Raw genomic sequence first — 24,249 nt, 5'->3', positions numbered from 1 at the left:
GCAGGAGTGGCGGGGTGTTTCGTATTGTTAATAAGTTATCTAGTGAGTTTTATACAGGGTTATTTTCGGCGACTCATTGGGCCCGGTTTTTCGCTTCAATCCATTGCGCCATGTATTGAGTACTTTTGTGGTGGTGATGGCGCAACATGCTGCCGGTAAAGTTATCTCGCCGAATGTCGGACAGGTGCCGCTGACAAGCAACCAGCCGTTCAATCAACGCCGGGCCATGAATGGACGGCTGGTAGCGACTGGCCAACAAAGCGCGGGCTTGATTCTGGGCGCTCAACCATAGGGCCTTGTCGTTGTGCAGTTGCACGGCATGATCGGCGAACTCGCGTGCCGAACGGGTCACTGCACCGGGCCAAGTCTCTTCGCCATGCATCGCCTCCGCACCGACTGGCGTCGTCACATTCGGTGTGCCACAGAGCATTGCATCGACGATTTTGCCCTTGATACCTGCGCCAAAACGCAAGGGCGCCAGGCACACCCGCGTCGCCGACATCACCTGCAAGGCGTCCTCTGCCCAGTTCATTACGTGGAACCCCTGCGCCGCGTTATGTAGCGCAGTGGCCTTGGGTGGTGTGTAGGCACCATAGATATGCAATTGAGCGCTGGGTAGTTGCTCGCGAATCAGCGGCCAGATCGCGGTTTTCAACCAGAGCACCGCATCCCAATTGGGTGCATGGCGAAAGTTGCCGATATGCAGAAAGTGCGCCCGATCTTCGAACGCTACCGGTGCGCTGGCCGGAAGATCGACCATCAATGGGCACCAGTGCAACAAGTTGCGTGGAATCCTGAACTGCTCGACCAGCAATTCGATTTCCACTTCGGAAACCATCAGCGTCAAATCACAACGATAAAACGAGGCGATTTCGCGCTTTGCCAGATCGGTGTTGGCCATGTGTTCAAATTCTTCACGCTCTGCCTGGGCGAACAGGCCACTGAAGTCATTGTTGTCATCACTGGTTTTCAAACGCTCCTTGAGGCGTTGATGCCGGCCATGCCTGAGGCTTTGCAGGTCGCAACTTTCGAGCACGCGCAGGGCATCGGGACAATGCTTCTCGACCCGCCATCCGAACTGTTCCTCCATCATGAATTGATCGAACAACACGATGTCCGGCGCCAGTTCGCTGATGAACTCGTCGAAACTGCTGCTGTTCAGCTCGATCGGCACTTCGCGAATGCCCAACGCCGTCAGGTCTGCGCGTTGTTCGCCGAAGCCCGCCGGGCTGCTGAACGTGATGTCCCAGCCTTGCTGCAGGAAAACCTCGAGGATTTGCATGACATGCCCGCTGGCCGCGGAAGAGCGGGGCTCGGGCCAGACGTAACCAATGACCAGGACTTTGGTTGCGCGGGGCTGGTTCATGTACGGGAATTCCTTGAAGCGAAGACAGGGCAGGGACGAAAAAGGCGCGCATTAAACCACAGCGGATCGCAACGTCACTCGAGAATGTCTTTGACCTTGTCGCGCAACTGATCGATGGAGAACGGTTTGCCGATCAAGTGCATGCCTTGAGGCACTTCGATGGTTTCGGCATAACCGCTGGCAAACAGGATCGGCAAGGCTGGACGTAAATCACGTGCTTCATTGGCCAGTTCGCGGCCGTCCATGTTCGGCAGGCCCACGTCGGTCATCATCAGATCAATGTGCTGGCTCAAGTCCTTGAGTGTCTCCAGCGCCTGCTCGCTGCCATTGGCTTCCAGCACCTTGAACTCCAACTCCTCCAGTACATCGACGATCAGCATGCGCACGATGGCATCGTCTTCGACGACAAGGATGGTGGAGCCGTTGACGGATGACATAGTGAGATTCCCGATAAAATTGGCATTGCCAGCGTTCGAAAATACCAGCTTCTTGCATCAGTAAGTGGCGGATCCCGACAAGTTCCCGACGCGATGCAAAAAAGAGTGCGGCGCAGGTCACGCAAGGATAACCCGCCGCTTTGCGCGATCGCAGCGCAATGTAGGACCTTGCGCGAAACCATGTCAGAAAATTGGATCAATGTGCCAGTTTTGCGGCAAACTCCTTGCATCCCGACAGTTCGACAAGGCCTGACCCATGACCTCCGCGTCCACGGTTGATGAGCAACGATTTCGTAAACTCCTGAGCCGCAACATCAGCCTGCCGTTGGGTCTGGGCCTCATCAGCGCGGTGTTCTTCGTTTCGCTGATCAGCTATTTACTGTCGACGATCCAGTGGGTGCAACACACCGACCGGGTGATCAATAACGCCAATGAAGCGCTCAAGCTGACCGTGGACCTGGAAACCGGGATGCGCGGTTTCCTGCTCAGTGGCGACGAACATTTCCTCGATCCCTACGAAACCGCCAAACCGCGAATTGCCGTGGCCCTCAACACCTTGCTCGAGCTGACCGCCGACAACCCGGTGCAGACTGACCGCTTGCTGCGGTTGCAGGCATTGCAGCTGGAATGGGCCAGCTACGCGCAATCGCTGATCGATTTGCAGCGCAGCAGCGGTGACTATCGCGCCGTGGTCAAGGCCGGACGCGGCAAACGCCTGACCGATGAAATTCGCAAGCAATTCGAGGACGTGATCGACTCCGAGCAACAACTGCGCACCGCTCGCAATGAAGACGTGCGGCGCACCACAGTCTGGAGTATCAGCCTCTATCTGTTGTTCATTGCCGGCGTCAGTGGCTTGCTGGCGTATGTCGGGCGCCGCGATTTGCTCAATCTTTCGCAAAGCTACGGCGTCAACCTCGCTGCCCAACAGGCCAGCGCCCATCGCCTGGAGCAGCAAGCCTGGTTGCGCAACGGTCAGACTCAACTCGCCGGGCAGGTGCTGGGACAGTTGAGCCTGAGCCTGCTGGGACGCAATATTCTGCAATTTTGTGCGCAGTACCTTGGCACCGCCGTGGCGGCTATTTATGTGCGCGAAGACCACGGCGGCCTCAAACGCATCGCCACCTACGGGTTTTCCCGTGAGCAAGAAGAGCGGGAGCAGCAGATTTACAGCGAAGAAGGCATTGTCGGCCAGGTGGCGCAACAGGCACGGTTGATTCGCCTGGACGAGGTACCGGTTGATTACTTCAAAGTCAGCTCCGGCCTCGGCGAAGGTTTGCCGCGCAGTGTGCTGGTGGTGCCCACCAGTGATGACGAGCGGGTCAATGGCGTGATCGAACTGGGCTTTCTGCGCTCACTGACGGACCGTGACATTGAATTGCTTGAGCTGATTGCCGGCAACATCGGCACCTCGATCGAGGCTGCACGCTATCGTCAGCGTTTGCAGGAGGTGTTGGCCGAAACCCAGCAACTCAACGAAGAGTTGCAAGTTCAGCAGGAAGAGCTCAAGACCGCCAACGAAGAGCTCGAAGAACAGTCACGGATTCTCAAGGAGTCCCAGGCGCACCTGGAAATCCAGCAGGTGGAGCTGGAGCAGACCAACGAACAGCTCGCCGAACAGGCACAAGCTCTGGCCGAGCAACGCGACGCCATGGAGCTGAAGAATACCGAGCTCAATCAGGCCCGGATCCAGCTCGAAGAACGTGCCGTAGAGTTGCAGCGCTCGAGCCAGTACAAGTCCGAATTCCTCGCCAACATGTCCCACGAGTTGCGCACGCCGCTGAACAGTTCGTTGATCCTGGCCAAGCTGCTGGCGGAAAACCCGGAGGAAAACCTCAGCGCCGAGCAGGTCAAATTCGCCGAATCGATCTACTCCGCCGGCAATGACTTGCTCAACCTGATCAACGACATTCTGGACATTTCCAAGGTCGAGGCCGGCAAGTTGGAGATCCGTCCGGAGAACACCAGCGTGGCGCGTCTGGTCGAGGGCCTGCGCGGTCTGTTTCAGCCGTTGGCGTCGGACAAACAGCTGGAATTCCAGTTGGATGTGCAGGACGGCGCGCCGCTGATGCTGTTCACCGACCGCCAGCGCCTGGAGCAGGTGCTCAAGAACCTGCTGTCCAACGCCGTCAAATTCACTGAAAGCGGCAGCGTGTGCCTGTCCGTCGCCACGGTGCCGAACGACGGCATCGCGTTCAGCGTCCGTGATTCCGGGATCGGCATTGCGGCGCAGCAGTACGACAGCATTTTCGAGGCATTCCGTCAGGCCGATGGCACCACCAATCGGCGTTATGGCGGCACCGGACTGGGTTTGTCGATCTCCCGTGATCTGGCGGCCTTGCTCGGCGGCTCCATCAGTGTGACCAGCACGCCGGGGCAGGGCAGTGTGTTTACCCTGGTCTTGCCACAGCAATACATAGAACCGGGCGAAGGGCCTGTCGAACTGATGCGAGCCGCTCCTGTGGCGGCTGCGCCGAGTGTATTGCCGCCTACATTGTCGCCACTGATGGCCGACATCGACATTCCGCGTTTCGACGACGATCGCAACAACGGTCCGTTCACCAGCCGCTGCATTCTGGTGGTGGAAGATGAGCCGAACTTTGCGCACATCCTCTACGACCTTGCCCATGAACTGGGTTATCAGTGCCTGGTGGCCCATGGCGCCGACGAAGGCTACGACCTGGCCAAGACGTTCATCCCCGACGCGATCCTGCTGGACATGCGCCTGCCGGATCACTCCGGCCTGACCGTGCTGCAACGCCTGAAGGAACACGCCGAAACCCGGCACATCCCGGTGCATGTGATTTCGGTCGAGGACCGGGTTGAAGCAGCGATGCACATGGGCGCCATTGGCTATGCGGTCAAACCGACCACCCGCGAGGAACTCAAGGACGTATTTGCACGCCTCGAGGCCAAGCTGACCCAGAAGGTCAAGCGCGTGCTGCTGGTCGAGGACGACGACTTGCAGCGCGACAGCATTGCCCGCCTGATCGGCGACGATGACCTCGAGATCACTGCCGTTGGCCTGGCGCAGGAGGCGCTGGACCTGCTGCGGGCCTCGGTTTTCGATTGCATGATCATCGACCTCAAACTGCCGGACATGCTCGGTAATGACCTGCTCAAGCGCATGTCCACCGAAGACCTCTGCTCCTTTCCACCGGTCATCGTCTATACCGGGCGCAACCTGACCCGGGATGAAGAGGCTGAACTGTGCAAGTATTCGCGTTCGATCATCATCAAGGGCGCACGCTCACCGGAGCGGCTGCTGGATGAGGTGACGCTTTTTCTGCACAAAGTCGAATCGCGGTTGTCCCATGAACGGCAGAAGATGCTCAAGGTCGCTCGCAGCCGCGACAAGGTCTTCGAGGGCCGCAAAGTGCTGCTGGTGGATGACGATGTGCGCAACATTTTTGCCCTCACCAGTGCGCTGGAGCAAAAAGGCGCAGTGGTGGTCATTGGTCGCAACGGCCGCGAAGCGATTGAACGATTGAATGAGGTGCAAGACATCGATCTGGTGTTGATGGACGTAATGATGCCGCGGATGGATGGTTTCGAAGCCATTGTTGAAATCCGCAAGGACCCGCGCTGGCGCAAGCTGCCGATCATCGCGGTGACGGCCAAGGCCATGAAGGACGACCAGGAGCGCTGCCGGCAGGCCGGCGCCAACGATTACCTGGCCAAGCCCATCGACCTGGATCGCCTGTTTTCGCTGATTCGTGTGTGGTTACCGAAGGTGGAACGTATCTAGTGGAGCGCAATTTTTCAATGGAGCGAAACAGCGAAATCGAATTGCGCTTGTTGATCGAGGCGATTTACCTCAAGTACAGCTACGATTTTCGCGATTACTCCGGCGCTTCGATCAAGCGCCGGGTCAACCATGCGTTGAGTCAGTTCGAGTGCAATACCATCTCGGCGTTGCAGGAAAAGGTCCTCCACGATCCCACCGCGTTCATGCAACTGCTGCAATTGTTGACGATTCCGGTCAGTGAAATGTTTCGCGACCCTTCGCACTTCCTGGCCATCCGCAAAGAAGTGGTGCCGCTGCTGCGAACCTACCCTTCGCTCAAGATCTGGATCGCCGGATGCAGCACCGGTGAAGAGGTGTATTCGATGGCCATTGTGCTGCGCGAAGAAGGCTTGCTCGACCGCACGATCATCTACGCCACTGACATCAATCCGCGCTCGCTGGAAAAGGCCAGGCAAGGGATTTTCTCGATGGAGAATGTCCGCGCCTACACTGCTAATTACCAGCAGGCCGGTGGCCAGTGTTCTTTTGCCGACTACTATACGGCGGCTTATGGCTACGCGATTTTCGACAAGACACTGCGCGAGAACGTGACCTTCGCCGATCACAGCCTGGCGACGGACAGCGTATTTTCAGAAACTCAATTAATTTCATGTCGTAACGTACTGATTTACTTTAATAAAAAACTTCAGGATCGGGCATTCGGACTGTTTCATGAATCCCTCTGCCATCGCGGTTTTTTGGTGTTGGGCAGTAAGGAAACCCCGAATTTTTCAGCCTTCGGCAATCAGTTCGAGCCGCTGGTCAAACAAGAGCGGATCTACCGAAAATCATGAACAGTGCAACGAACTTGCCGGCTATCGAAGCGATCGTGATCGGTGCCTGGGCCGGTGGCATCGGCCGTCTGCCTGTCGAGCTGGAACGAATCGCATGCTAAGTAATATCCAGGCCAATCTGCTGATCGTCGACGATCTGCCGGAGAATCTGCTGGCGCTCGAAGCGCTGATCAAGCGTAAGGACCGAATCGTGTACAAGGCGCAGTCCGCCGACGAAGCCTTGTCCCTGCTGTTGCAACACGAATTCGCCATGGCCATCCTCGATGTGCAGATGCCCGGCATGAACGGTTTCGAGCTGGCCGAGTTGATGCGCGGTACAGAAAAAACCAGGAATATTCCGATCGTCTTCGTTAGCGCCGCCGGGCGTGAACTGAACTACGCGTTCAAGGGCTATGAAAGCGGCGCCGTGGACTTCCTGCACAAGCCGCTGGACATCCTCGCGGTCAAGAGCAAGGTCAATGTGTTCGTCGACCTGTATCGCCAGAGCAAGGCGATGAAGGAACAAGTGCTGGCCCTGGAGCAAAGCCGCCGTGAGCAGGAGGCATTGCTCAAGCAACTGCAAAACACCCAGTTGGAACTGGAGCAGGCGGTGCGCATGCGCGATGACTTCATGTCCATCGTCGCCCACGAAGTCCGTACGCCACTCAACGGCCTGATCCTGGAAACCCAGTTGCGCAAGATGCACCTGGCCCGGGACAACGCCGCCGCCTTCACCCTGGACAAGATGCACGCCATGGTCGACCGCGACGAACGGCAGATCAAAAGCCTCATACGCTTGATCGAAGACATGCTCGACGTTTCGCGTATTCGCACCGGCAAGTTGTCGATCCGGTCGACGTGTTTCGACCTTTCGACGCTGGTTCGCGACGTGATGCACAACTTTTCCCAACAAATCGACGCCGCCGAGGCGTCGGTCACGCTGGATGCCGAGCAACCGGTGATCGGAAATTGGGATGAATTTCGTATTGAACAGGTGATTTCCAACCTGTTGAGCAACGCTTTGCGCTACGGGGCCAAGGGCCTGGTCTCGGTGAGAGTCTACAGTGAAGAGGGCCGGGCGCTGGTGGACGTGCAGGACCAGGGGATCGGTATCAGCGAAGAAAACCAGAAGCGGATTTTCCAGCAGTTCGAACGGGTATCGGCCAAACATATCGGTGCCGGACTGGGCCTGGGATTGTTTATTTCAGAACAGATTGTCACCGCCCATGGCGGTACTATTACGGTCCAGAGCAGGATTGACGAAGGCGCCTTGTTTCGCGTTTGTCTGCCGCTGCAGGAAAACAGCCAGATAAACGCAACCTCTGATCGACCCCACGGTCGTATCAGCAGCAATCGACCGAACAAAGGCTTCCCATGAGCGAAGATGCACAAGATGTAGTACTCGTCGTCGAGGACGATCCCTCGATTCTGATGGTGCTGTCCGCTTATCTGTCGGGCGAGGGTTACCGCGTGTTGCAGGCGGAAAACGGCGAGCAGGCTTTTGAAATCCTCGCGAGCAAACCGCACCTGGACATGATGATCACCGACTTCCGCCTGCCCGGTGGCATCTCCGGCGTGCAGATCGCCGAACCCGCCGTGAAGCTGCGACCGGAACTCAAGGTGATTTTCATCAGCGGCTATGCCCAGGAAATCCGTGAGACCGACAGCCCGATCACCCGCACGGCGCCGATCCTGGACAAACCTTTCGATCTGGATAAATTGCAGGAACTGATGCAAGACATGCTTTCATAAGCATTCAGGCGCTGATCATCTCCCGCACCTTCGCCGTCAACAGATCAAAGGTAAAGGGCTTGGTGATCATCTGCATGCCCGGATCGAGAAACCCGCCGCGCACTGCCGCAACGGGCTGCCTTTTCACTTGACCCTGGGCCGGGACGACGGTTAAACGAAATGTCAGTCGGGGTCAAAGCCCTTGTTGCAACGCCGGATCGTCGGGGTTCATCTGTTCGAGTTGGGCCAACAGGACCTGTACGTTTTGCAGTTGGCCGCTTTCCTTCCAGTAATTGATCAATAGCACCCGGGCCTTGCGGTCGTTCGGGTGGCGCTGAACGATTTCCTGCAACTGTTTCTGCGCCGCTTCGAGCTCTTGCTCACTGTGCAATGTGGTGGCCAGGTCGTAACGGTAATCCCGGTTATTGGGCTCGAGTTCAACGGCTTTGGACAAGCCGAGCAGGGCGAATTCGCTTTGCTCGTGATGCAGCAGCCAGAGCCCCAGGGCATGTTGCAGGTAGGCCGAATCGGGTTGTGCCTGGAGTTGCCTGGCCAACAACTGCCGGGCGGCGTCGTTTTGGCCCTGTTTATCCAGCACTTCGATTTGCAGCACCAGCGCCGGCAGGTTGTCCGGTGCCAGGCGCAGGGTGTTGTCCAGCGCCTGTTGCGCTTCCTTGAGCTCGGCGTTGTGCAGGTGCAGCCGGGCCAGTTGGTATTGGTTATCGGCGCTTTGCGGCTCGCTCTTGAGCACTTGCTCCCAGGCATCGATGGCTTGCTCCAGCGGCCCGAAATACAAGCCGAGTTCATCCGGAGACAAACCCAGCAGCGCGTTGATTGCGGCCAGCCGCACGCTTTGTTCGCGGTCATCGAGCAATGGCCCCAGCAGCAGACTGCGCTGGCCGCTCGGTACCAGGCCGCTGATACTCCTGATCGCAGCGATACGGACCTCGGGCGACTCGTTCTGCAGGTCGGCATCTGCCAGTTTCAGGGCCACCGAGCTTGGATAGTTGGGCAGCTCGGCATGCAACCAGACACGACGCTTGGGGGACAGGTCCGGACGGCCCAATTGCTGATAGAGCACCCGTGCGGCACCGGGTTGACCACCCCGGGTAGCCGCCAGTGCTTCGCTGTAGCCATGTTGTATGGCTTCGGGAACCACCGGGGCGGTATTGCGCAGGGAAACCCACGCCAGGCCGATGACGAGCAGGGCAAAGAGGCTGATAAACAGATAGCGGCGGGACTTGGGCATGCAGGAATCCGGAAGCTGGCGAGCTTTTGCAAAGGTCGCCAGCTTCGGTCAGGCCAGGCTTTGAGTCAAACCTTGACGACGCTCACTGGCGATTCAATGGGCCTGCAAGCGGTGTCGACAGCAAAACCTGTCGAGGCCCCGCAGCAGTGACTACGCTTGCTGGAGGTGTCTCGACGAGTGTTCCCATGCAAGCGTTGTTGCAGTACTTCAAGGCCATGCTCAACCCCGGCCCCGGGGTGTTGCTGTTTGCCCTGCGAACCATCGCGGCCGGTTTGTTGACACTGTATCTGGCGTTTTTGTTCGATCTGGACCAACCCAAGTGGTCGATCATGGCCGTGGTCATCATCAGCCAGCCACTGGGCGGCATGGTGCTGGCGCGCAGTTTTGGCCAAGTCATCGGTACCACCATGGGGGCGGTCGTGGCGGTGGCAATCATGGCGATATTTGCGCAGGCACCGTTGCCGTTCATCACCACCCTGGCCCTGTGGCTGGCGCTGTGCACCGCCGGTGGCACACTGTTGCGCTACACCAGCTCCGGGGCATTCGTGCTCAGTGGCTACACCGCCGTGGTCATCGCATTGCTGGCGATTCCCGATCAGGACGGCACCTTTTTGCTGGCGGTGACCCGCCTCACCGAAACCTTGCTGGCGGTTGCCTGTGTGTGCGTGGTCAGCCTGCTCACCGCCCGGCCGGAAGCCGTGGCCCGGGACTATTTCGCGAAGATCGATCAAATCACCCGATTGCTGGCCACCCATGCCAGCGCCGTCATCCGCACCGAAGAGAGCGAAGCGGATTTCCAGCACCGACAAATGCAGCTGTTGGGGCAGATCAGCGGCCTGGAGGGTGTGCGCCGGCACATGTATTACGATGCCCCGCGCTTGCGCAGTGCCAACGGCCTGGTGCAACTGTTGGGCAATCAATTGGTGTTGTTGACCGCGCGGTTGACCGCCTTGCGCCACCAGCGGTTGTTGTTGACCGAGCGCTGGGAGGGCGAGTTGCCTGAAGAAATTCAACGGCTGCGCGCCGAAGAACTGGCCTTTCTCGATGAACTGGCGCGGCAGGGGCGTTCGCTGTCCAGTGAAAAGCGCCATCATTTCACGTCGCTGCAACAACGCTTTGATGAGCTGGCCTACAGGGCCGAACAATTGACTGAGCCGCTGCCGGCCACCTTGCGCTCGCTGGCCTGGTCGTTGCGCTGGGAGCAAGCACGCCTTCTGCAGCAACTTGAGCAGATTCTGGAGTTGAGTGATGCCATCCAGAGCGGGCGACCCGCCAGCAGCGTGTTTCGCGGGCGGGAAAACCCGCTGCACCTGGACTTCACCCTGGCGACCATGAATGCCGTCCGGGCCTTTTCCGCGCTGTTGATCGCCGGCCTGATCTGGATCGAAACCGGTTGGGACGGTGCGCGAGGCGCGATGGTGCTGGTGGGCATCCTGTGTTCGCTGATGTCGACGTTTCCCCGGCCGCTGCTGGCCGTTCAAAGCTATGCGCGGGGGTTCGGGCTGGCGCTGGTGGCCTCGGCACTGCTTCAGTTCATGTTTGTGCCGATGATCAGCAATTTCGAGATGCTTGCCTTGTTGCTGGCGCCCTTGCTCTATGCCGTTGCGGTGGGCCTGGCCAGTCCCGCCACTACAGGTACCGGCATTGGCCTGGGGCTCACGACTTTTCTGTTGCTCGGCCCGTTGAACGTTGGGATTGGCCAGAACACCGCGATCCAGTGGTTCGAGTTTGCCGGCGCTTATACCTGCGCGACCGTGCTGGCGTTGAGTGTGTATGCGTTGATCTTTCCGTTCATGCCGGATTTGCGCATGCGCCGGCTCCACAAAGAGAGCTGCGAGCAGGTGTACGCCTTGTTGAAAACCTCGGCGACCGATGAGCAGCAGTTTGCGTTCGAGAGCCGTATGGTCGATCGCCTGACCATGATGCTGGGGCTGCTGCCGGCGACCCGGGAGCCTCAATCGCGTGAGCGGTTCCAGGTCAGCCTGGCCTGCATGGCACTGGGTATTGCCTTGAATCAGCTCAGGCAGCAGGGGCAGAACAACGCACTGCTGAGTCCGGATCTGCAAAGTCGCCTGTTCTCGACAGTGCGGGAAACGGGGAGGCTGGTCGCCGGTCGGCCCGGGGTCGAAGTGGCGCTGGTGCTGGATAGCCTCCACACCCTGGGCGACGAACTGGATGCCCTGCATACCGATGTTCATGAGCACTTGTGGTCGGTGTTCCGTATGCGCGTGTCGCTGTTGATCGTGGTGTCGTTCGTCGAGCGCTACCGCGGCTACTTTCAACCCGCAGGCCTTGAAGGAGACCCTGTCCTTGCCCATTGATCTGGAAGTGGGTGGTGCCTACCTGCCCCCGATTGCTCAGGCGCTGCTGCTGGGCGTGCCGATTTTCCTGCTGCTGGACTGGACGTTGCGGCGCCTCGGTGTGCTGCAGTTTGTCTGGCACGAAGCGTTGTTCGAAGGCGCGCTATACGTCTGCGTCTGCGCCACGTTGATCCTGGTGATGGGAGCCTGATGCCTTGAAGAACATCCTTTCCCGACTCACGACGCTGGCGGTGGTACTGCTGGCCGTTATCCTGGGTTGGTTTGCGTGGGAGCATTACACCCGCGCCCCCTGGACCCGGGATGCCCGGGTGCGTGCCGATGTGGTGACCTTATCCGCCGACGTTTCGGGGCGAATCGTCGGCCTGACCGTGCAGGACAACCAGCATGTGAACAAAGGCCAGGCGTTGCTGGAGATCGATCCGGCGCGTTACATCCTGGCGGTGGAGCATGCCAAACGTGCCGTTGAGGTGGCGAAAGCCTCGCTCGGGCAGGCCCAGGCGACCATTACCGCCAGCGAAGCGTTGCTCAAACAACGTCAGAGCGAAGAGCAACGGCGGCGTACGCTCAAGGATCGTTCGGCGATTTCCGGCGAAGAGTGGGAAAAAGCCAACACCGACGTGTCGGTGGCCCAGGCTGACTTGCTGCGTAATCAGGCCAACCTGGTGTTGGCCCAGGCTAATGTGCAACTGGCCATCGCGGCCTTGACCCAGTCCGAGCTCGATTTACAGCGTACCCACGTTGTCTCCCCGGTGACCGGATATGTCACCAATCTGCTGACCCGGGAGGGCGACTACGCCTCGGCCGGCGGTCCATTGCTGGCGTTGGTGGACAGCGATTCGTTCTATGTCAGCGGTTACTTTGAAGAAACCAAGTTGCCGCGGATCGGGGAGGGCGACCGGGTCAAGATCGAGTTGATGAGTGGCGAGACGTTCGGCGGCAAAGTGCAGAGCATCGCCTTTGCCATTGCCGACCGGGAAAACCTGCCCGGTGGCCGCCTGCTGGCGAATATCAACCCCAGTTACACCTGGATCAAGCTGGCGCAACGGGTGCCGGTGCGGATCGAGATCGATGCCGACTATGCCGGTAAAAACAACCTGAGGGCGGGGACCACGGCTACCGTGACCGTCGAAGAACACCGCTAACCCCGTAGGAGCTGCCGAAGGCTGCGATCTTTTGATCTTTTTGTGTACTTGACCCGCGAAGATCAAGATCAAAAGATCGCAGCCTTCGGCAGCTCCTACAGGGGATGGGTAAGTCCTGGGCAAAAAAAGCCCCGCGACCGAATGAGACGCAGGGCAAGGAAATTGGTTGGCTGCGGCCAACCAAAGGAGCGCATTAAAACATCGGGTCAGTTGCTGGCGACCGTCTCCGGCTGCCAGCCGCCACCGAGAGCCTTGTAGATCGCGACGATGCCGCGATACAGCTCGACTTCAGCCTGGGCCTGAGTGTCTTCGGCGGCCAGGCGTTCCCGTTGGGCGTCGAGCAGCACCAGGAAATCGGCCGTGCCTTCGCGGTAACGGATCTCGGCGAGATCGGCTGCGGAACGGCTGGACTCGCTCTGGCGAATCAGCGAGATCAGGCGTTGCTGGCGTTTGCCGTAGTCGCTGAAGGCGTTTTCCGATTCTTCCAGGGCCAGCAACACGTGTTGCTCATAGGTCGCCAGGGCGCCTTCGGCATCGGCGTCGGCACCGCGCAACCGGGCCTTGACGCTGCCCAGGTCAAACGCCGCCCAAGTAATGCTCGGGCCCAGCGCCCAGGCGTTGGCCGCCGAGGAACCGATCTGCGAACCGCGCCCGGCCGTAAAGCCAAGGAAGCCGCTGAGGCTGACCCGTGGAAACAGATCAGCCTTGGCCACGCCGATACGTGCCGTGGCCGACGCCAATTGGCGCTCGGCACTGCGAATGTCCGGACGGCGTTGCAACAGTTCACCCGGATCACCGATCGGCAATGCCTTGGCGATCGCCGGCAGGTCTTTCGGGCTCAGGTCCACGGTCAGCTTGTCCGGACGTTCACCCAGCAGGGTGGCGATGCGGTTTTTCTGCCGAACCTGTTCGGCCTGCAGTTGCGGCACGCTGGCTTCAACCGACGCCAGTCGCGCATCGGCGCGCTCCACATCGAGCTGATCGCCGACGCCTGCATCACGCAGGCTGACCGTGATCTTGCGCGACTCCTGCTGGTTCTGCAGGTTGGCCAGGGCGATTTTCTCCCGCAGTTGCGCGCCGCGCAGTTGGCCGTAGGAATCCACCAGTTCGGCAATCATGGTGACTTGCAGTTGGTACAGATCGGCCTCGAACGCCTGTTGCTCGGCGTTGGCCGACTCCAGGTTGCGCTGGATGCGGCCGAACAGGTCAATTTCCCAGGCCATGTCCAGGCCCAGGTCATAGCGCTCAGTGTTGACCCGGCCGGTGGCCTGGCCCGGGATCTGGCCTTTGCCCAGGTCACTGCTGACGCGGCTGGTGATGGTCGGCATGGCGTCGTTGCTGACGTCATCACGGATCGCCCGCGCCGCTTTCCAGCGGGCGAAGGCGACGCGCAGATCGCGGTTGCCTTGCAGGGATTGCGTCACCAACTGGTTGAGGGTCGGGTCTTCGAACTGCTGCCACCAGATGCCTTCGAAACGCGAGCGGTCAAAGTTCTTCTGGCCGGCGGCGCCATCGGTGGCGGTCGTGATATTGGCCGCCTCGGTGGTTGGCGTCTTGTAGTCCGGGCCGACGGCACAGGCACTCAGGGCCAGTACCAGCAGGCTCGGCAGGAAGGCTTTCAAACTCATCAATGCGACTCCAGCTTCAGGGCGGCCTTGGCGGCTTTACGCGCTTGGCCGCGCTCGACAAAGTTACGAATCAATACGTAGAACACTGGCGTCAGCAACAGACCGAAGAAGGTCACCCCGAGCATCCCGGAGAACACTGCCACACCCATGGCGTGGCGCATTTCGGCGCCGGCACCGCTGGAGAACACCAGCGGCACGACGCCCATGATGAACGCGAAGGAGGTCATCAGGATCGGCCGCAGTCGCAGGCGGCAAGCTTCCAGAACCGCCGCCAGCGGGTTGAGGCCTTCCAGTTGCTTGTCCTTGGCGAACTCGACGATCAGGATCGCGTTCTTACAGGCAAGCCCCACCAATACGATCAAACCGATCTGGGTAAAGATGTTGTTGTCGCCACCAGAGGCAATTACCCCGGTGATGGCCGACAGCAGGGTCATCGGTACGATCAGGATCACCGCCAGTGGCAGGCTCCAGCTTTCGTACTGGGCCGCCAGCACCAGGAACGCCAACAGTACGCAGAGCGGGAACACGAACAGCGCGGTGTTGCCGGACAGGATCTGCTGGTAGGTCAGGTCGGTCCATTCGTAGGTCATGCCGTTCGGCAGTTCTTCCTTGAGCAGTTTCTCGATGGCTTTTTCGGCCTGGCCGGAGCTGTAGCCGGGGGCTGCCGCACCGTTGATTTCAGCGGTGATGAAGCCGTTGTAGTGCATCACGCGGTCGGGACCCGAGGTGTCGCTGACCTTGATGAAGGTCGCCAGCGGGATCATCTCGCCCTTGTTGTTACGCACCTTCAGCTGGCCGATCTGGTCGGATTCGAGGCGGAACTGTTGCTCGGCCTGAACGTTGACCTGATAGGTGCGCCCGAAGCGGTTGAAGTCGTTGGCATACAGCGAACCCAGGTAGATCTGCAGGGTGTCGAAGATGTCGCTGACGGCCACGCCGTGGGTCTTGGCTTTTTCCCGGTCGATGGCGGCATCGACCTGCGGTACGTTCACCGTGTAGCTGGTGAACAGGCCGGCCAGTTCCGGCACGTTGTGGCTCTTGTTGATGATGTTCATGGTTTCCTTGTACAGCTCTTCGTAGCCCAGGTTGCCCCGGTCTTCGATCTGCAGGCGGAAACCACCGATGGTGCCCAGGCCTTGTACCGGCGGCGGCGGGAAGATCGCCATGTAGGCTTCCTGGATGTTCGCGTATTGGCCGTTCAAGGCACCGGCAATCGCACCGGCAGACATGCTCGGGTCTTTACGTTCGTCGAACGGTTTCAGGGTCACGAACACGATGCCGGCGTTCGGGCTGTTGGTGAAGCCGTTGATCGACAAGCCAGGGAAGGCCACCGCGCTTTCCACGCCCGGCTGTTTCAAGGCCAGGTCGGACATGCGCTTGATCACGTCTTCGGTACGGTCCAGGCTCGAGGCATCCGGCAATTGCGCGAAGGCCACCAGGTATTGCTTGTCCTGGCCGGGGACGAAACCGGTCGGGGTGCTGGAGAAACCGAAGAAGGTCAGGACCATCAGGCCGGCGTACAGCAGCAGGGCGATACCGCTTGAGCGGATCACGCGGGCAACGGTGCCGACATAACCATGGCTGGCCTTTTCAAAGAAGCGGTTGAACGGACGGAACAACCAGCCACCGAAAATCTTGTCCAGCACCTTGGAGAAACGGTCTTTCGGCGCGTCGTGACCCTTGAGCAATACCGCGGCCAGAGCAGGCGACAGGGTCAGGGAGTTGAAGGCCGAAATCACCGTGGAAATCGCAATGGTCAGGGCGAACTGCTTGTAGAACTGGCCAGTCAAACCGGAGATGAACGCCGCCGGAACAAACACCGCACACAGCACCAGCGCCGTGGCAATGATCGGGCCGGTCACTTCACGCATGGCGCGTTTGGTGGCTTCAACCGGAGTCAGTCCGAGTTCGATGTTCCGTTCGACGTTCTCCACCACCACGATGGCGTCGTCCACCACGATGCCGATCGCCAATACCAGGCCGAACAGCGACAAGGCGTTGAGCGAGAAGCCGAACAGGTGCATCACGGCAAAGGTACCGATCAGCGATACCGGCACAGCGACCAATGGAATGATCGAAGCACGCCAGGTCTGCAGGAACAGGATCACCACCAGCACCACGAGGATCAGCGCTTCGAAGAGGGTGTGAACCACCGCCTCGATGGAGCCGCGCACGAAGATCGTCGGGTCATAGACGATGCTGAAGTCCATGCCTTCGGGGAAGCTCTTCTTCAGTTCGGCCATTTTGGCCCGGACTTCATTGGAGATTTCGATAGCGTTGGAACCAGGACGCTGGAAGATCGGGATCGCCACTGCCGGCTGGTTGTTCAGCAGCGAACGCAAGGCGTATTGGCTCGAACCCAGTTCGACGCGAGCGATGTCCTTCAGACGAGTGATTTCACCGTTGTCGCCAGAGCGAATGATGATGTTCTCGAACTCTTCCTCACTGACCAGACGGCCCTGTGTGTTGACCGACAGCTGGAATGCCGTGGCATTCGGTGCTGGCGGCGCACCCAGCGCACCGGCCGCCACTTGACGGTTCTGTTCGCGAATTGCCGTGACCACATCGGTCGCGGTCAGGTTGCGCGAAGCGGTCTTGTTCGGGTCCAGCCATACACGCAGCGAGTAATCGCCCATGCCGAACAACTGCACATCACCGACACCGCCCAGGCGCGCCAGCTCATCCTTGATGTTGAGCAGGGCGTAGTTGGACAGGTACAGCATGTCGTAGCGTTTGTCCGGCGAGGTCAAGTGCACCACCATGGTCAGGTCGGGCGACGCCTTGTCCACGGTGATACCGATGCGCGTCACTTCCTCGGGAAGTTTCGGCTCGGTGCGGGTCACGCGGTTCTGCACCTGCACCTGCGCGTTGTCCAGGTCGGTACCCAGGGCAAAGGTGATGGTCAGGGTGATCTTGCCGTCAGCGGTGGATTGCGAGGACATGTACAGCATGTTCTCGACGCCGGTGATGGCTTGTTCCAGCGGCGCGGCCACGGTTTCGCCGATGACTTTCGGGTTGGCACCCGGGAAGTTGGCGCGGACCACCACGGTCGGCGGCACCACTTCCGGGTATTCGCTGATCGGCAACTGGAACAGCGAGATCGCACCGGCGATCAGGATCAGCAGCGACAGCACCGCTGCGAAGATCGGCCGCGAAATGAAGAATTGGGAAAAATTCATCTTGGAATCCCTTAACCGCGTGGGGTCGTGGCAGCCAGTTTCACAACCGTACCCGGCGCAACCTTGGCAGGTGCGACTTGAGGCAGGTTACTGGCTTCCAGCGCTTGGCGTTGTTGTGCGAGAGCCGCGAGGGTTTGTTCGCTGGCCATCGGAATCACCTCAGGGGTGACCGGTGAGCCAGGGCGCACCCGTTGCAGGCCCTTGACAATGATGGTGTCGTCCTTGTTCAGACCGTTGCGCACGATGCGCAGACCTTCGATCTTCGGACCCAGTTCCACCGCGCGGTAGGCGGTCTTGTTGTCGGCATCCATCACCAGCACGAACTTCTTGCCCAGGTCGGTGCCGACCGCCTCATCGTTGATCAGCATGGCGCTGTACGTACCGCTGCCCACCAGTTTCAGGCGTGCATACAGGCCCGGGGTGTAGCTGCCATCGCTGTTGTCGAACACGGCGCGGCCACGGATGGTGCCGGTTTTCGGGTTGACCTGGTTGTCGACGAAGTTCATCACGCCCTGGTGCGGGTTGCCGTCCTCGTTGGACAGGCCCATGTAAACCGGGGTGGTGGCGCCGCGCTTGCCCTGGCGAGCGAGCTCCGTGTACTTGAGGAACACACGCTCGTCCGCGTCGAAGTAGGCATACACCTTGTCGGTGGAGACCACGCTGGTCAGCGGGGTGGTGTCGGCGGTCACCAGGTTGCCGGCGGTGATTTCCGCACGGCTGACGCGGCCGCTGATCGGTGCGGTGACGCGGGTGAAGCTCAGGTTCAGCTTGGCCAGGTCCAGCTGTGCCTGAAGAGCGCCGACGGCGGCGCGGGCTTCCTGGGCGGCGCTGGTACGCGAATCGGCCAGTTCAGCGGAAATGGCGTTGCTGGTGCGCAGGCGCTCACCGCGCTGGGCTTCGTTTTCGCTGCGGGTGGCATTGGCGCGCGATTGTGCAACCAGGGCTTCGAGGCGGCGGACCTCAGCCTGGAACGGACGCGGGTCGATCTGGAACAGCAGGTCGCCTTTCTTGACCAGGGCGCCTTCAGTGAACGCCACTTCATCGATTTGGCCGGAGACCCGTGGACGAATCTCGACGGTTTCCGGCGCTTCGAGGCGGCCGGTGAATTCGTCCCACTCGTTGACCGGTTGTTCCAGCACCTTGGCCACGCTGACCTTGGCTGCTGGCATGCTGGCGGCGGTTTCCGGGGCTTTGCCGCAAGCGCTGATCACCACTAGGGCCAACAAAGCCAAGGGGAAGCGCAAATGTTTGAGTGACTGTTCCATGGATGCATCCGCCAATGTGTTGAGATTGGCGAATGATGCGCGGCGGGTTTGTATCGGACGAATCGAATGGGGCGAAGGTAACTATCATTCGGAATGATATGAGACCCAAGCCAGCCCTCTAGCCTGCGCCTTGTGTCAGGGGGCGATCAACCCGGTTGATGGAAATTGTGTGTTTCCATTTCTGCAATGGTCCGGCTTAGGACTGAGTCATGGTCGAATCTTCCCGTAAGTAGCATTAATTCCAATAAACTGTGTGTAATGGCTACAGTACCTATATAAAGCACAGTTTCAGGGAATTACTCGCCTTGAACTGGATGCTGGTTAATTCCATAATTGCGGGTATTAAGTAGCGTATAGCGTCGGAACACACATTATGTTGGATTTAAGCTTCAGCAAGCCGAGTGAAATCGTCAAGCGGCTCTGCAATCGTCTGCGCACGGAACGGCTGGCTTTGCAGATGACGCAAGCCGATGTGGCCGGTCGCGCCGGTATCGGGACCAATACCGTTTCCAACCTTGAAGCTGGGCGCAATGTCGGGTTCGAGAATGTGGTCCGAGTGGCCATGGTCCTTGGACGAACCAAGGAACTCGAAGGACTGTTCTTGCCAAAGCTCGATAGCCTTGAAGACATTCGCAGATACGAAAACACTGTCAATCGTCATCGCACCAAGAGGAAGTCCGATAATGCTTGAGCAGGTTGACGTCTACTACGAGGGGTGGGGTGAACGTTGGCTGTGGGGCACGCTTGTGTCTACGACCGCTATCACCGGTCGCCCACAGATTGTGTTTGAGTACAGCAATGAAGCGAAGAGCAGAGGCCTGGAGCTGTCGTCCTACACACTTCCATTGGACGGCCCCCAACTACGTCGAGGTTTTCCGTCCCATCAGTTGGGCCTGCCAGGGCCTATCTATGACTCGTTGCCTGACGGTTGGGGCCTGCTGCTGAAGGACCGGTTGTTCAGGCGCCGCGGCCGCAACACAGCACGCATAGGACCTCTGGAGCGGCTGGCCTATGTTGGCAATAATGCCATGGGGGCAATGTCGTTCGAGCCCGTGGCTCCCGAAGGGCAGGAGCCGCAAGCGCATATCCCCCTTGAGCTGCTTGCGGCTGAGATTCAGGAAGTTCTCAATGGGGAAGGTGGGGAATTCCTGCAGACGTTACTGTTGGTAGGGGGCTCCCCTCAAGGCGCCAGGCCAAAGGCGTTGGTCTATCGCGATCCTCAAAGTGGAGCCTTCACCACCGCCGCCAAGCCGGGCTTTGAAGCCTGGCTCATCAAGTTCCCGGCAAAAGAAGAACATCCCGAGGTGTGTGCTATCGAAATGGTCTATGCCGAGTGCTTGCGCATGTGCGGCATCCAGACCCCGGACACCCGGCATTTCAGTCTGCCCAACGGGCTGGCAGCCTTCGCGAGTAAGCGCTTTGATCGTATGGACGGCAAGCGCGTGCCCATGCAAAGCCTTGCAGTCTTTACCGGGGCCGACTACAAGTCACCGGGGTCCTTGGACTATGTCAACTTCTTGCGTGCGACGCAGATGTGCACCAACGATGTGCGAGAGAAAGCTATCGCCTTCGAGCGCGCCGTCTTCAATGTTGCATTCAACAACCGGGACGACCACCCCAAAAACTTCGCCTACGTCATGTCGCCGTCCGGTGCATGGCAGCTGGCGCCGGCCTACGATGTGACTTTCTGCGAGGGACCGGGCGGTTATCACCAGATGGACGTGATGGGCGAGGCCTTGGAGATTGATCGAGACGCGATGCTCAGACTTGCAGGCGAAGCAGAGGTCCCAGTGGAGACTGCTGGCGGCATCATTGACAAAATTTGCAACGTCGCGAGCCAGTTTGCGACCATCGCCGAGAACCTGTACCCACGCGTGATCACCCAAGACACCCTGGATACCATTCAAGGCCGAATCGACGAGAACATCGACCAGCTGCGCTAACACCATTTGGAGGGCAGGAATCGGCCCTTCATCTCTGCATTCAGGGTTGAAAGCATCCATTGTTCGAGAATGGAGATTTAACCCTGATGATCTCTCGCCAGGCAACTTAAAGACTGTCCGGATCCCCGAAGAACATTTCACCAGGGCTCTATCTCGACTTTACAGGCCGAAGAGTCATGAACATGCCCCTGGTTTTGCCCCTGTCGCTCCCTACGATGGGCAATTGCTCACGGGGTTCAGCCTTACCCCGGATAGCGCCACGACCATCGGCAGGTCAACTTCAAACCCGAGTTAAGTTAGCGTCACCAATCTATCAGGCTGCGGATCATTGCGGCCGGAAGTCCGCCGCTCGCGCCGCCATTGTCCAGGTGACACGCCGGTCGCGGCTTTAAACGCGCGGCTGAGTGTGATGTCGCTGCCGTATCCCGTCTGCTGCGCCGCAGCTGCGATCGAGTGGCCGGCAGCGAGGATGAGCTTGGCACGATAAATACGCCACGTCGCGACGTAGGTCAGCGGCGGCACTCCGACGACCGACTTGAACAGCGCCGCGAAGGTGGAGCGCGACATCCCGGCGTCACGGGCGAGTTGCTCCAGCGTCCACGGGTGCGCCAGGGCTGCATGGATGCGGTGCAGCGTTTGCGCCAGCTGGCGATGGGGCAGCCCGGCAAGCAGTGGCCAGGTGTCGATGGTTGGCGTGCTGGCGGAGGGCGTGATGCCTGGCTACCTCGACATGTTCCTCACCTTCGCGCTGTTCCAGACGTAACCGCGCCGGTGCGACGCGCTTTATCACACCCTATCGATGCAAGGAGTACATGAAATGGGAAAACTACTTGGAAAAGTCGCTGTAATCACAGGCGGCGGCAGTGGCATCGGCCTCGCCTCAGCGAAGCTGTTCGCCGAGGAAGGCGCAAAAGTCGTCATCGTCGGCCGCACCGAATCCGCCTTCGATAAAGCCGCCACCGAAATTGGCGAAAGCGCCGTGGCCATCGTCGCGGATGTTTCCGATCTGGAAGCACTGGACGCCCTCTATGCTGAAGTCGGCACGCGCTTGGGCAGGATCGATGTGTTGTTCGCCAACGCGGGCGTCAGCAGTCTCTCGTCGTTCGAGGCGGTGACGCCGGAGGACTTCGACAGGCAGTTCAACGCCAATGTCCGCGGTCTGTTCTTCACCGTGCAAAAGGCGCTGCCGCTGCTCAGCGAGGGGGCGTCGGTAATCCTCAACGCCTCGGTGGCGCACAAAAAGGGCTCCCCGCTGCATTCGGTCTATGCCGCGACCAAGGCGGCTCGGCATTCAATATGTGTGACTTAGATCCGAGTTGACGGGTGGCTGCCGATGTAACTAAGCGAATGCTGGATTACGGCTGCTCTGATCGTCCGCCAGGGAACACCAGATCCGCTGAAGTTTTGCGTTCACGAATGGGCTGTGACGATTCGTTTATCAGTCCCCATAGTGCTAGCAGCGGCTTGTGGGTAGACCTCATTGAATGGACCGCTGATGGGGGGTTGAACACCACACCGCCAGGCCCCGGGTTCCACCATCCGACATCTTCCCGGTACCAATCGCCTTCTGATAAAACGACGTAGAACTCTGCAGGGGGATGCGTATGGAACGGGTAGCACAGGTTGGGCGCCATCACAGCCAGACCCACTGTCATCGTTGAGCATTCGAACAGAGCGCCTTCTCCGAGAATCAATGCATGCCGATGTTTTTCTTCAAAGCCGGCATCATCCCCTTCAGTAGCGAATCGCTTTATCCAACGGCTATTGCGTAGAAGGGGTTCAAGCGCTGTTAGCAGAGTATTGAAGTCACGCTCAATTCTGGGCGCGTCAGACAACGCCTGTGAGACCGTGGAGTGCAAGGACGAGGGCAGGGGATTGCCCTTGAAGGGAGGCAGGCCGACGTTCAAGTGGGCATCAGACAAGGAGCGAACACAGGCTTCAGTATCCCCGCCGTCGATCCCACAAAGTGGGGAATGACGGGCAAGGATTCGCAGGAGTGCCTCCCGCATGATCACTCCATGCATCAGGAGTTCTTGCTCCGACACATTGCAGTTGGATTGCATAGCCCTTTACCTCTCGAATAGACAGCGCGGGTCGCTGTGGGAAACGCCTTTGATTTGCCAAGGTGAGGGCACCTTACTCACGGCCAGCGAGCAGCTCTTTCATACAGGGTGTTCCCCTTGCCGCGCTTGAAAAGAATCGGTTAATTGCGAAGTATTCGAGCTGTTGTACTGACAAAAACCAACAGAACAATCAGGCAGCCCAAAGCGAATGACAAGGTGCTTAGATGGGCGACTGCCCCAATAAATACGGGACCTATCAGAATGCCCGCGTAGCCCATCGAGATGACAGCGGGGATGGCAACCGCCTGTGGCATACGTTGTTGCCGGCCTACAGCGGTAAAGATCACTGGGACAATGTTCGAGCAGCCAGCCCCGACCAGGGCATAGCCGACCAGGGACGCGGGCCAGCCATCGATTCCAAGCGACACGAGCATGCCTGCGGCTGCGCAGAGCCCGCCTAGCGCAACTACGCGCACGCCGCCTAGTTTGCTGACGATGGCGTCTCCCGTCAGGCGGCCCACCGTCATTGCAGCGGCGAAGGATGCGTAGCCCAAACCGGCGATGCTCGGCTCTAACCCTCGATTCGAGACAAGGAAGACCGCGCTCCAGTCAAGCATTGCACCTTCAGTGAGGAATACGATGAAACAGAGCGCCCCTAAAAACAGCACGATACCCCTGGGCACCGCGAACAATGGCCCGCCACGTTCAGTGCCATAAGTCAGCAAAGCAGGTGCAGCCTTGTAAAGTGCTCCCAAAACTGTGGCAACGATACAGAGCGCAGCCATCAGTGGATCCAGGCCGAAGGTCAGTAAAGCGGTCATCGCCCCGGCGCCCAATATACCTCCGACGCTGTAAAGGCCATGGAAGCCGGACTGAAGTGCCTGCCCGCTGTTTTTCTCGACGATGACGGACTGTATGTTCATGGCGCAATCAAGCATGCCCATGCTGGCGCCGAAGATAATGACAGCTATCACCAGGCCAGGCAGCCAAACCACGGTGCTCAAAAGCGCAAGAGCGGCACACAGTGCAATAGTTGCCCAGATGACGACCGGTCGGCATCCATGGTGCGCAGTGAGATATCCAGCAAACGGCATGGCTACAATAGATCCGCCGCCAAGGCCGAGAAGCAGCAACCCCAAGCCACCATCGTCCAAACCAACGCGTGCCTTTACCAATGGAACCAGAGGCGCCCAAGCGGACATGAGTAAGCCCGCGATGAGGAAGGCAATGCGCGTAGACATCCGCTCGCTGTAGTTAGCCGTCGGTATCAACACTGACGATGGAGCATTCATAATTCTCGGTAATCCTTATCGATGATGTTAACCATCATTTGCTCGGCTTAGACTTTGCGGATTTCTTTGGTTT

Annotated in this window: 21 protein-coding genes; 11 read left to right on the top strand and 10 right to left on the bottom strand. The window is 59.2% G+C overall.

What is annotated here, in order from left to right; all coding sequences use genetic code 11:
• Window positions 1-73: 73 nt before the first annotated feature.
• Window positions 74-1,366 (bottom strand): glycosyltransferase, encoded by a 1,293-nt coding sequence (locus AC1DKH_RS03890; protein WP_477797466.1) that lies wholly within the window; start codon window positions 1,364-1,366, stop codon window positions 74-76.
• Window positions 1,367-1,440: 74 nt separating this feature from the next.
• Window positions 1,441-1,803: a response regulator gene (locus AC1DKH_RS03885; RefSeq protein WP_477797465.1), complete on the bottom strand. Its 363-nt coding sequence runs from the start codon at window positions 1,801-1,803 to the stop codon at window positions 1,441-1,443.
• Between the two features lie 256 nt (window positions 1,804-2,059).
• Here AC1DKH_RS03885 and AC1DKH_RS03880 point away from each other — a divergent pair, with 256 nt between their 5' ends.
• From AC1DKH_RS03880 to AC1DKH_RS03865, 4 genes are all read left to right on the top strand, one after another.
• Window positions 2,060-5,551, top strand: coding sequence for a response regulator (locus tag AC1DKH_RS03880; protein WP_477797464.1), 3,492 nt, complete (start codon window positions 2,060-2,062; stop codon window positions 5,549-5,551).
• A gap of 17 nt (window positions 5,552-5,568) precedes the next feature.
• Window positions 5,569-6,384, top strand: coding sequence for a CheR family methyltransferase (locus AC1DKH_RS03875; RefSeq protein WP_477755935.1), 816 nt, complete (start codon window positions 5,569-5,571; stop codon window positions 6,382-6,384).
• Between the two features lie 94 nt (window positions 6,385-6,478).
• Window positions 6,479-7,741 carry a hybrid sensor histidine kinase/response regulator gene (locus AC1DKH_RS03870; protein WP_477797463.1) on the top strand — a complete coding sequence of 421 codons (1,263 nt, stop codon included), beginning with the start codon at window positions 6,479-6,481 and terminating at the stop codon, window positions 7,739-7,741.
• The gene (locus AC1DKH_RS03865) at window positions 7,738-8,115 is read left to right on the top strand and encodes a response regulator (protein WP_223458099.1); all 378 of its coding nucleotides are present in this window, start codon (window positions 7,738-7,740) and stop codon (window positions 8,113-8,115) included. Before AC1DKH_RS03870 ends, AC1DKH_RS03865 begins: the two co-directional genes overlap by 4 nt.
• A gap of 4 nt (window positions 8,116-8,119) precedes the next feature.
• On the opposite strand, the gene AC1DKH_RS03860 is transcribed toward AC1DKH_RS03865, so the two are convergent.
• Window positions 8,120-8,242 carry a hypothetical protein gene (locus tag AC1DKH_RS03860; RefSeq protein ID WP_477756357.1) on the bottom strand — a complete coding sequence of 41 codons (123 nt, stop codon included), beginning with the start codon at window positions 8,240-8,242 and terminating at the stop codon, window positions 8,120-8,122.
• Between the two features lie 45 nt (window positions 8,243-8,287).
• Complete coding sequence (locus AC1DKH_RS03855) at window positions 8,288-9,343, bottom strand: tetratricopeptide repeat protein (RefSeq protein ID WP_477797462.1); 1,056 nt, start codon at window positions 9,341-9,343, stop codon at window positions 8,288-8,290.
• Window positions 9,344-9,528: 185 nt separating this feature from the next.
• On the opposite strand from AC1DKH_RS03855, the gene AC1DKH_RS03850 reads away from it, so the two are divergent.
• From AC1DKH_RS03850 to AC1DKH_RS03840, 3 genes are read left to right on the top strand one after another with little or no spacing between them, the layout of a single operon-like run.
• A complete protein-coding gene (locus tag AC1DKH_RS03850) occupies window positions 9,529-11,664 on the top strand; it encodes an FUSC family protein (RefSeq protein ID WP_477797461.1) in 2,136 nt (711 codons plus the stop codon).
• Window positions 11,654-11,854: a DUF1656 domain-containing protein gene (locus tag AC1DKH_RS03845; RefSeq protein WP_108217534.1), complete on the top strand. Its 201-nt coding sequence runs from the start codon at window positions 11,654-11,656 to the stop codon at window positions 11,852-11,854. The genes AC1DKH_RS03850 and AC1DKH_RS03845 overlap by 11 nt, the downstream gene beginning before the upstream one ends.
• Window positions 11,855-11,858: 4 nt before the next feature.
• Complete coding sequence (locus tag AC1DKH_RS03840; RefSeq protein WP_477797460.1) at window positions 11,859-12,806, top strand: HlyD family secretion protein; 948 nt, start codon at window positions 11,859-11,861, stop codon at window positions 12,804-12,806.
• Between the two features lie 206 nt (window positions 12,807-13,012).
• Here the strand turns inward: AC1DKH_RS03840 and AC1DKH_RS03835 are convergent, their stop codons facing one another.
• From AC1DKH_RS03835 to mexE, 3 genes are read right to left on the bottom strand one after another with little or no spacing between them, the layout of a single operon-like run.
• Window positions 13,013-14,434 (bottom strand): efflux transporter outer membrane subunit, encoded by a 1,422-nt coding sequence (locus AC1DKH_RS03835; protein ID WP_477797459.1) that lies wholly within the window; start codon window positions 14,432-14,434, stop codon window positions 13,013-13,015.
• Window positions 14,434-17,613: an efflux RND transporter permease subunit gene (locus tag AC1DKH_RS03830; protein WP_223453878.1), complete on the bottom strand. Its 3,180-nt coding sequence runs from the start codon at window positions 17,611-17,613 to the stop codon at window positions 14,434-14,436. The genes AC1DKH_RS03835 and AC1DKH_RS03830 overlap by 1 nt, the downstream gene beginning before the upstream one ends.
• 11 nt (window positions 17,614-17,624) lie before the next feature.
• Entirely contained in the window at window positions 17,625-18,878 is a 1,254-nt protein-coding gene (gene mexE / locus AC1DKH_RS03825) for a multidrug efflux RND transporter periplasmic adaptor subunit MexE (protein ID WP_477797458.1), read from the bottom strand.
• A gap of 373 nt (window positions 18,879-19,251) precedes the next feature.
• On the opposite strand from mexE, the gene AC1DKH_RS03820 reads away from it, so the two are divergent.
• Both AC1DKH_RS03820 and AC1DKH_RS03815 read left to right on the top strand, forming a co-directional pair.
• The gene (locus AC1DKH_RS03820; protein ID WP_477788259.1) at window positions 19,252-19,569 is read left to right on the top strand and encodes a helix-turn-helix transcriptional regulator; all 318 of its coding nucleotides are present in this window, start codon (window positions 19,252-19,254) and stop codon (window positions 19,567-19,569) included.
• A complete protein-coding gene (locus AC1DKH_RS03815) occupies window positions 19,562-20,821 on the top strand; it encodes a type II toxin-antitoxin system HipA family toxin (protein ID WP_477797457.1) in 1,260 nt (419 codons plus the stop codon). Before AC1DKH_RS03820 ends, AC1DKH_RS03815 begins: the two co-directional genes overlap by 8 nt.
• Window positions 20,822-21,112: 291 nt before the next feature.
• Here AC1DKH_RS03815 and AC1DKH_RS03810 read toward each other — a convergent pair whose 3' ends face one another.
• Window positions 21,113-21,433: a helix-turn-helix transcriptional regulator gene (locus AC1DKH_RS03810; protein ID WP_477797677.1), complete on the bottom strand. Its 321-nt coding sequence runs from the start codon at window positions 21,431-21,433 to the stop codon at window positions 21,113-21,115.
• Between the two features lie 10 nt (window positions 21,434-21,443).
• On the opposite strand from AC1DKH_RS03810, the gene AC1DKH_RS03805 reads away from it, so the two are divergent.
• Window positions 21,444-21,584 (top strand): hypothetical protein, encoded by a 141-nt coding sequence (locus AC1DKH_RS03805; RefSeq protein WP_477761948.1) that lies wholly within the window; start codon window positions 21,444-21,446, stop codon window positions 21,582-21,584.
• Window positions 21,585-21,638: 54 nt separating this feature from the next.
• Window positions 21,639-22,130: an SDR family NAD(P)-dependent oxidoreductase gene (locus AC1DKH_RS03800; protein WP_477797456.1), complete on the top strand. Its 492-nt coding sequence runs from the start codon at window positions 21,639-21,641 to the stop codon at window positions 22,128-22,130.
• 46 nt (window positions 22,131-22,176) lie between these two features.
• Here AC1DKH_RS03800 and AC1DKH_RS03795 read toward each other — a convergent pair whose 3' ends face one another.
• On the bottom strand, window positions 22,177-22,884 hold the full coding sequence (locus tag AC1DKH_RS03795; protein ID WP_477797455.1) for a dimethylsulfonioproprionate lyase family protein: 708 nt from the start codon (window positions 22,882-22,884) through the stop codon (window positions 22,177-22,179).
• 140 nt (window positions 22,885-23,024) lie between these two features.
• Window positions 23,025-24,176 (bottom strand): MFS transporter, encoded by a 1,152-nt coding sequence (locus tag AC1DKH_RS03790; RefSeq protein WP_477797454.1) that lies wholly within the window; start codon window positions 24,174-24,176, stop codon window positions 23,025-23,027.
• Between the last annotated feature and the right edge of the window lie 73 nt (window positions 24,177-24,249).

This window comes from Pseudomonas sp. 05L36 (assembly GCF_056398125.1).
Note: the sequence above shows the minus strand (reverse complement) of the source record. Positions and strands in the feature narration are given on the sequence as shown.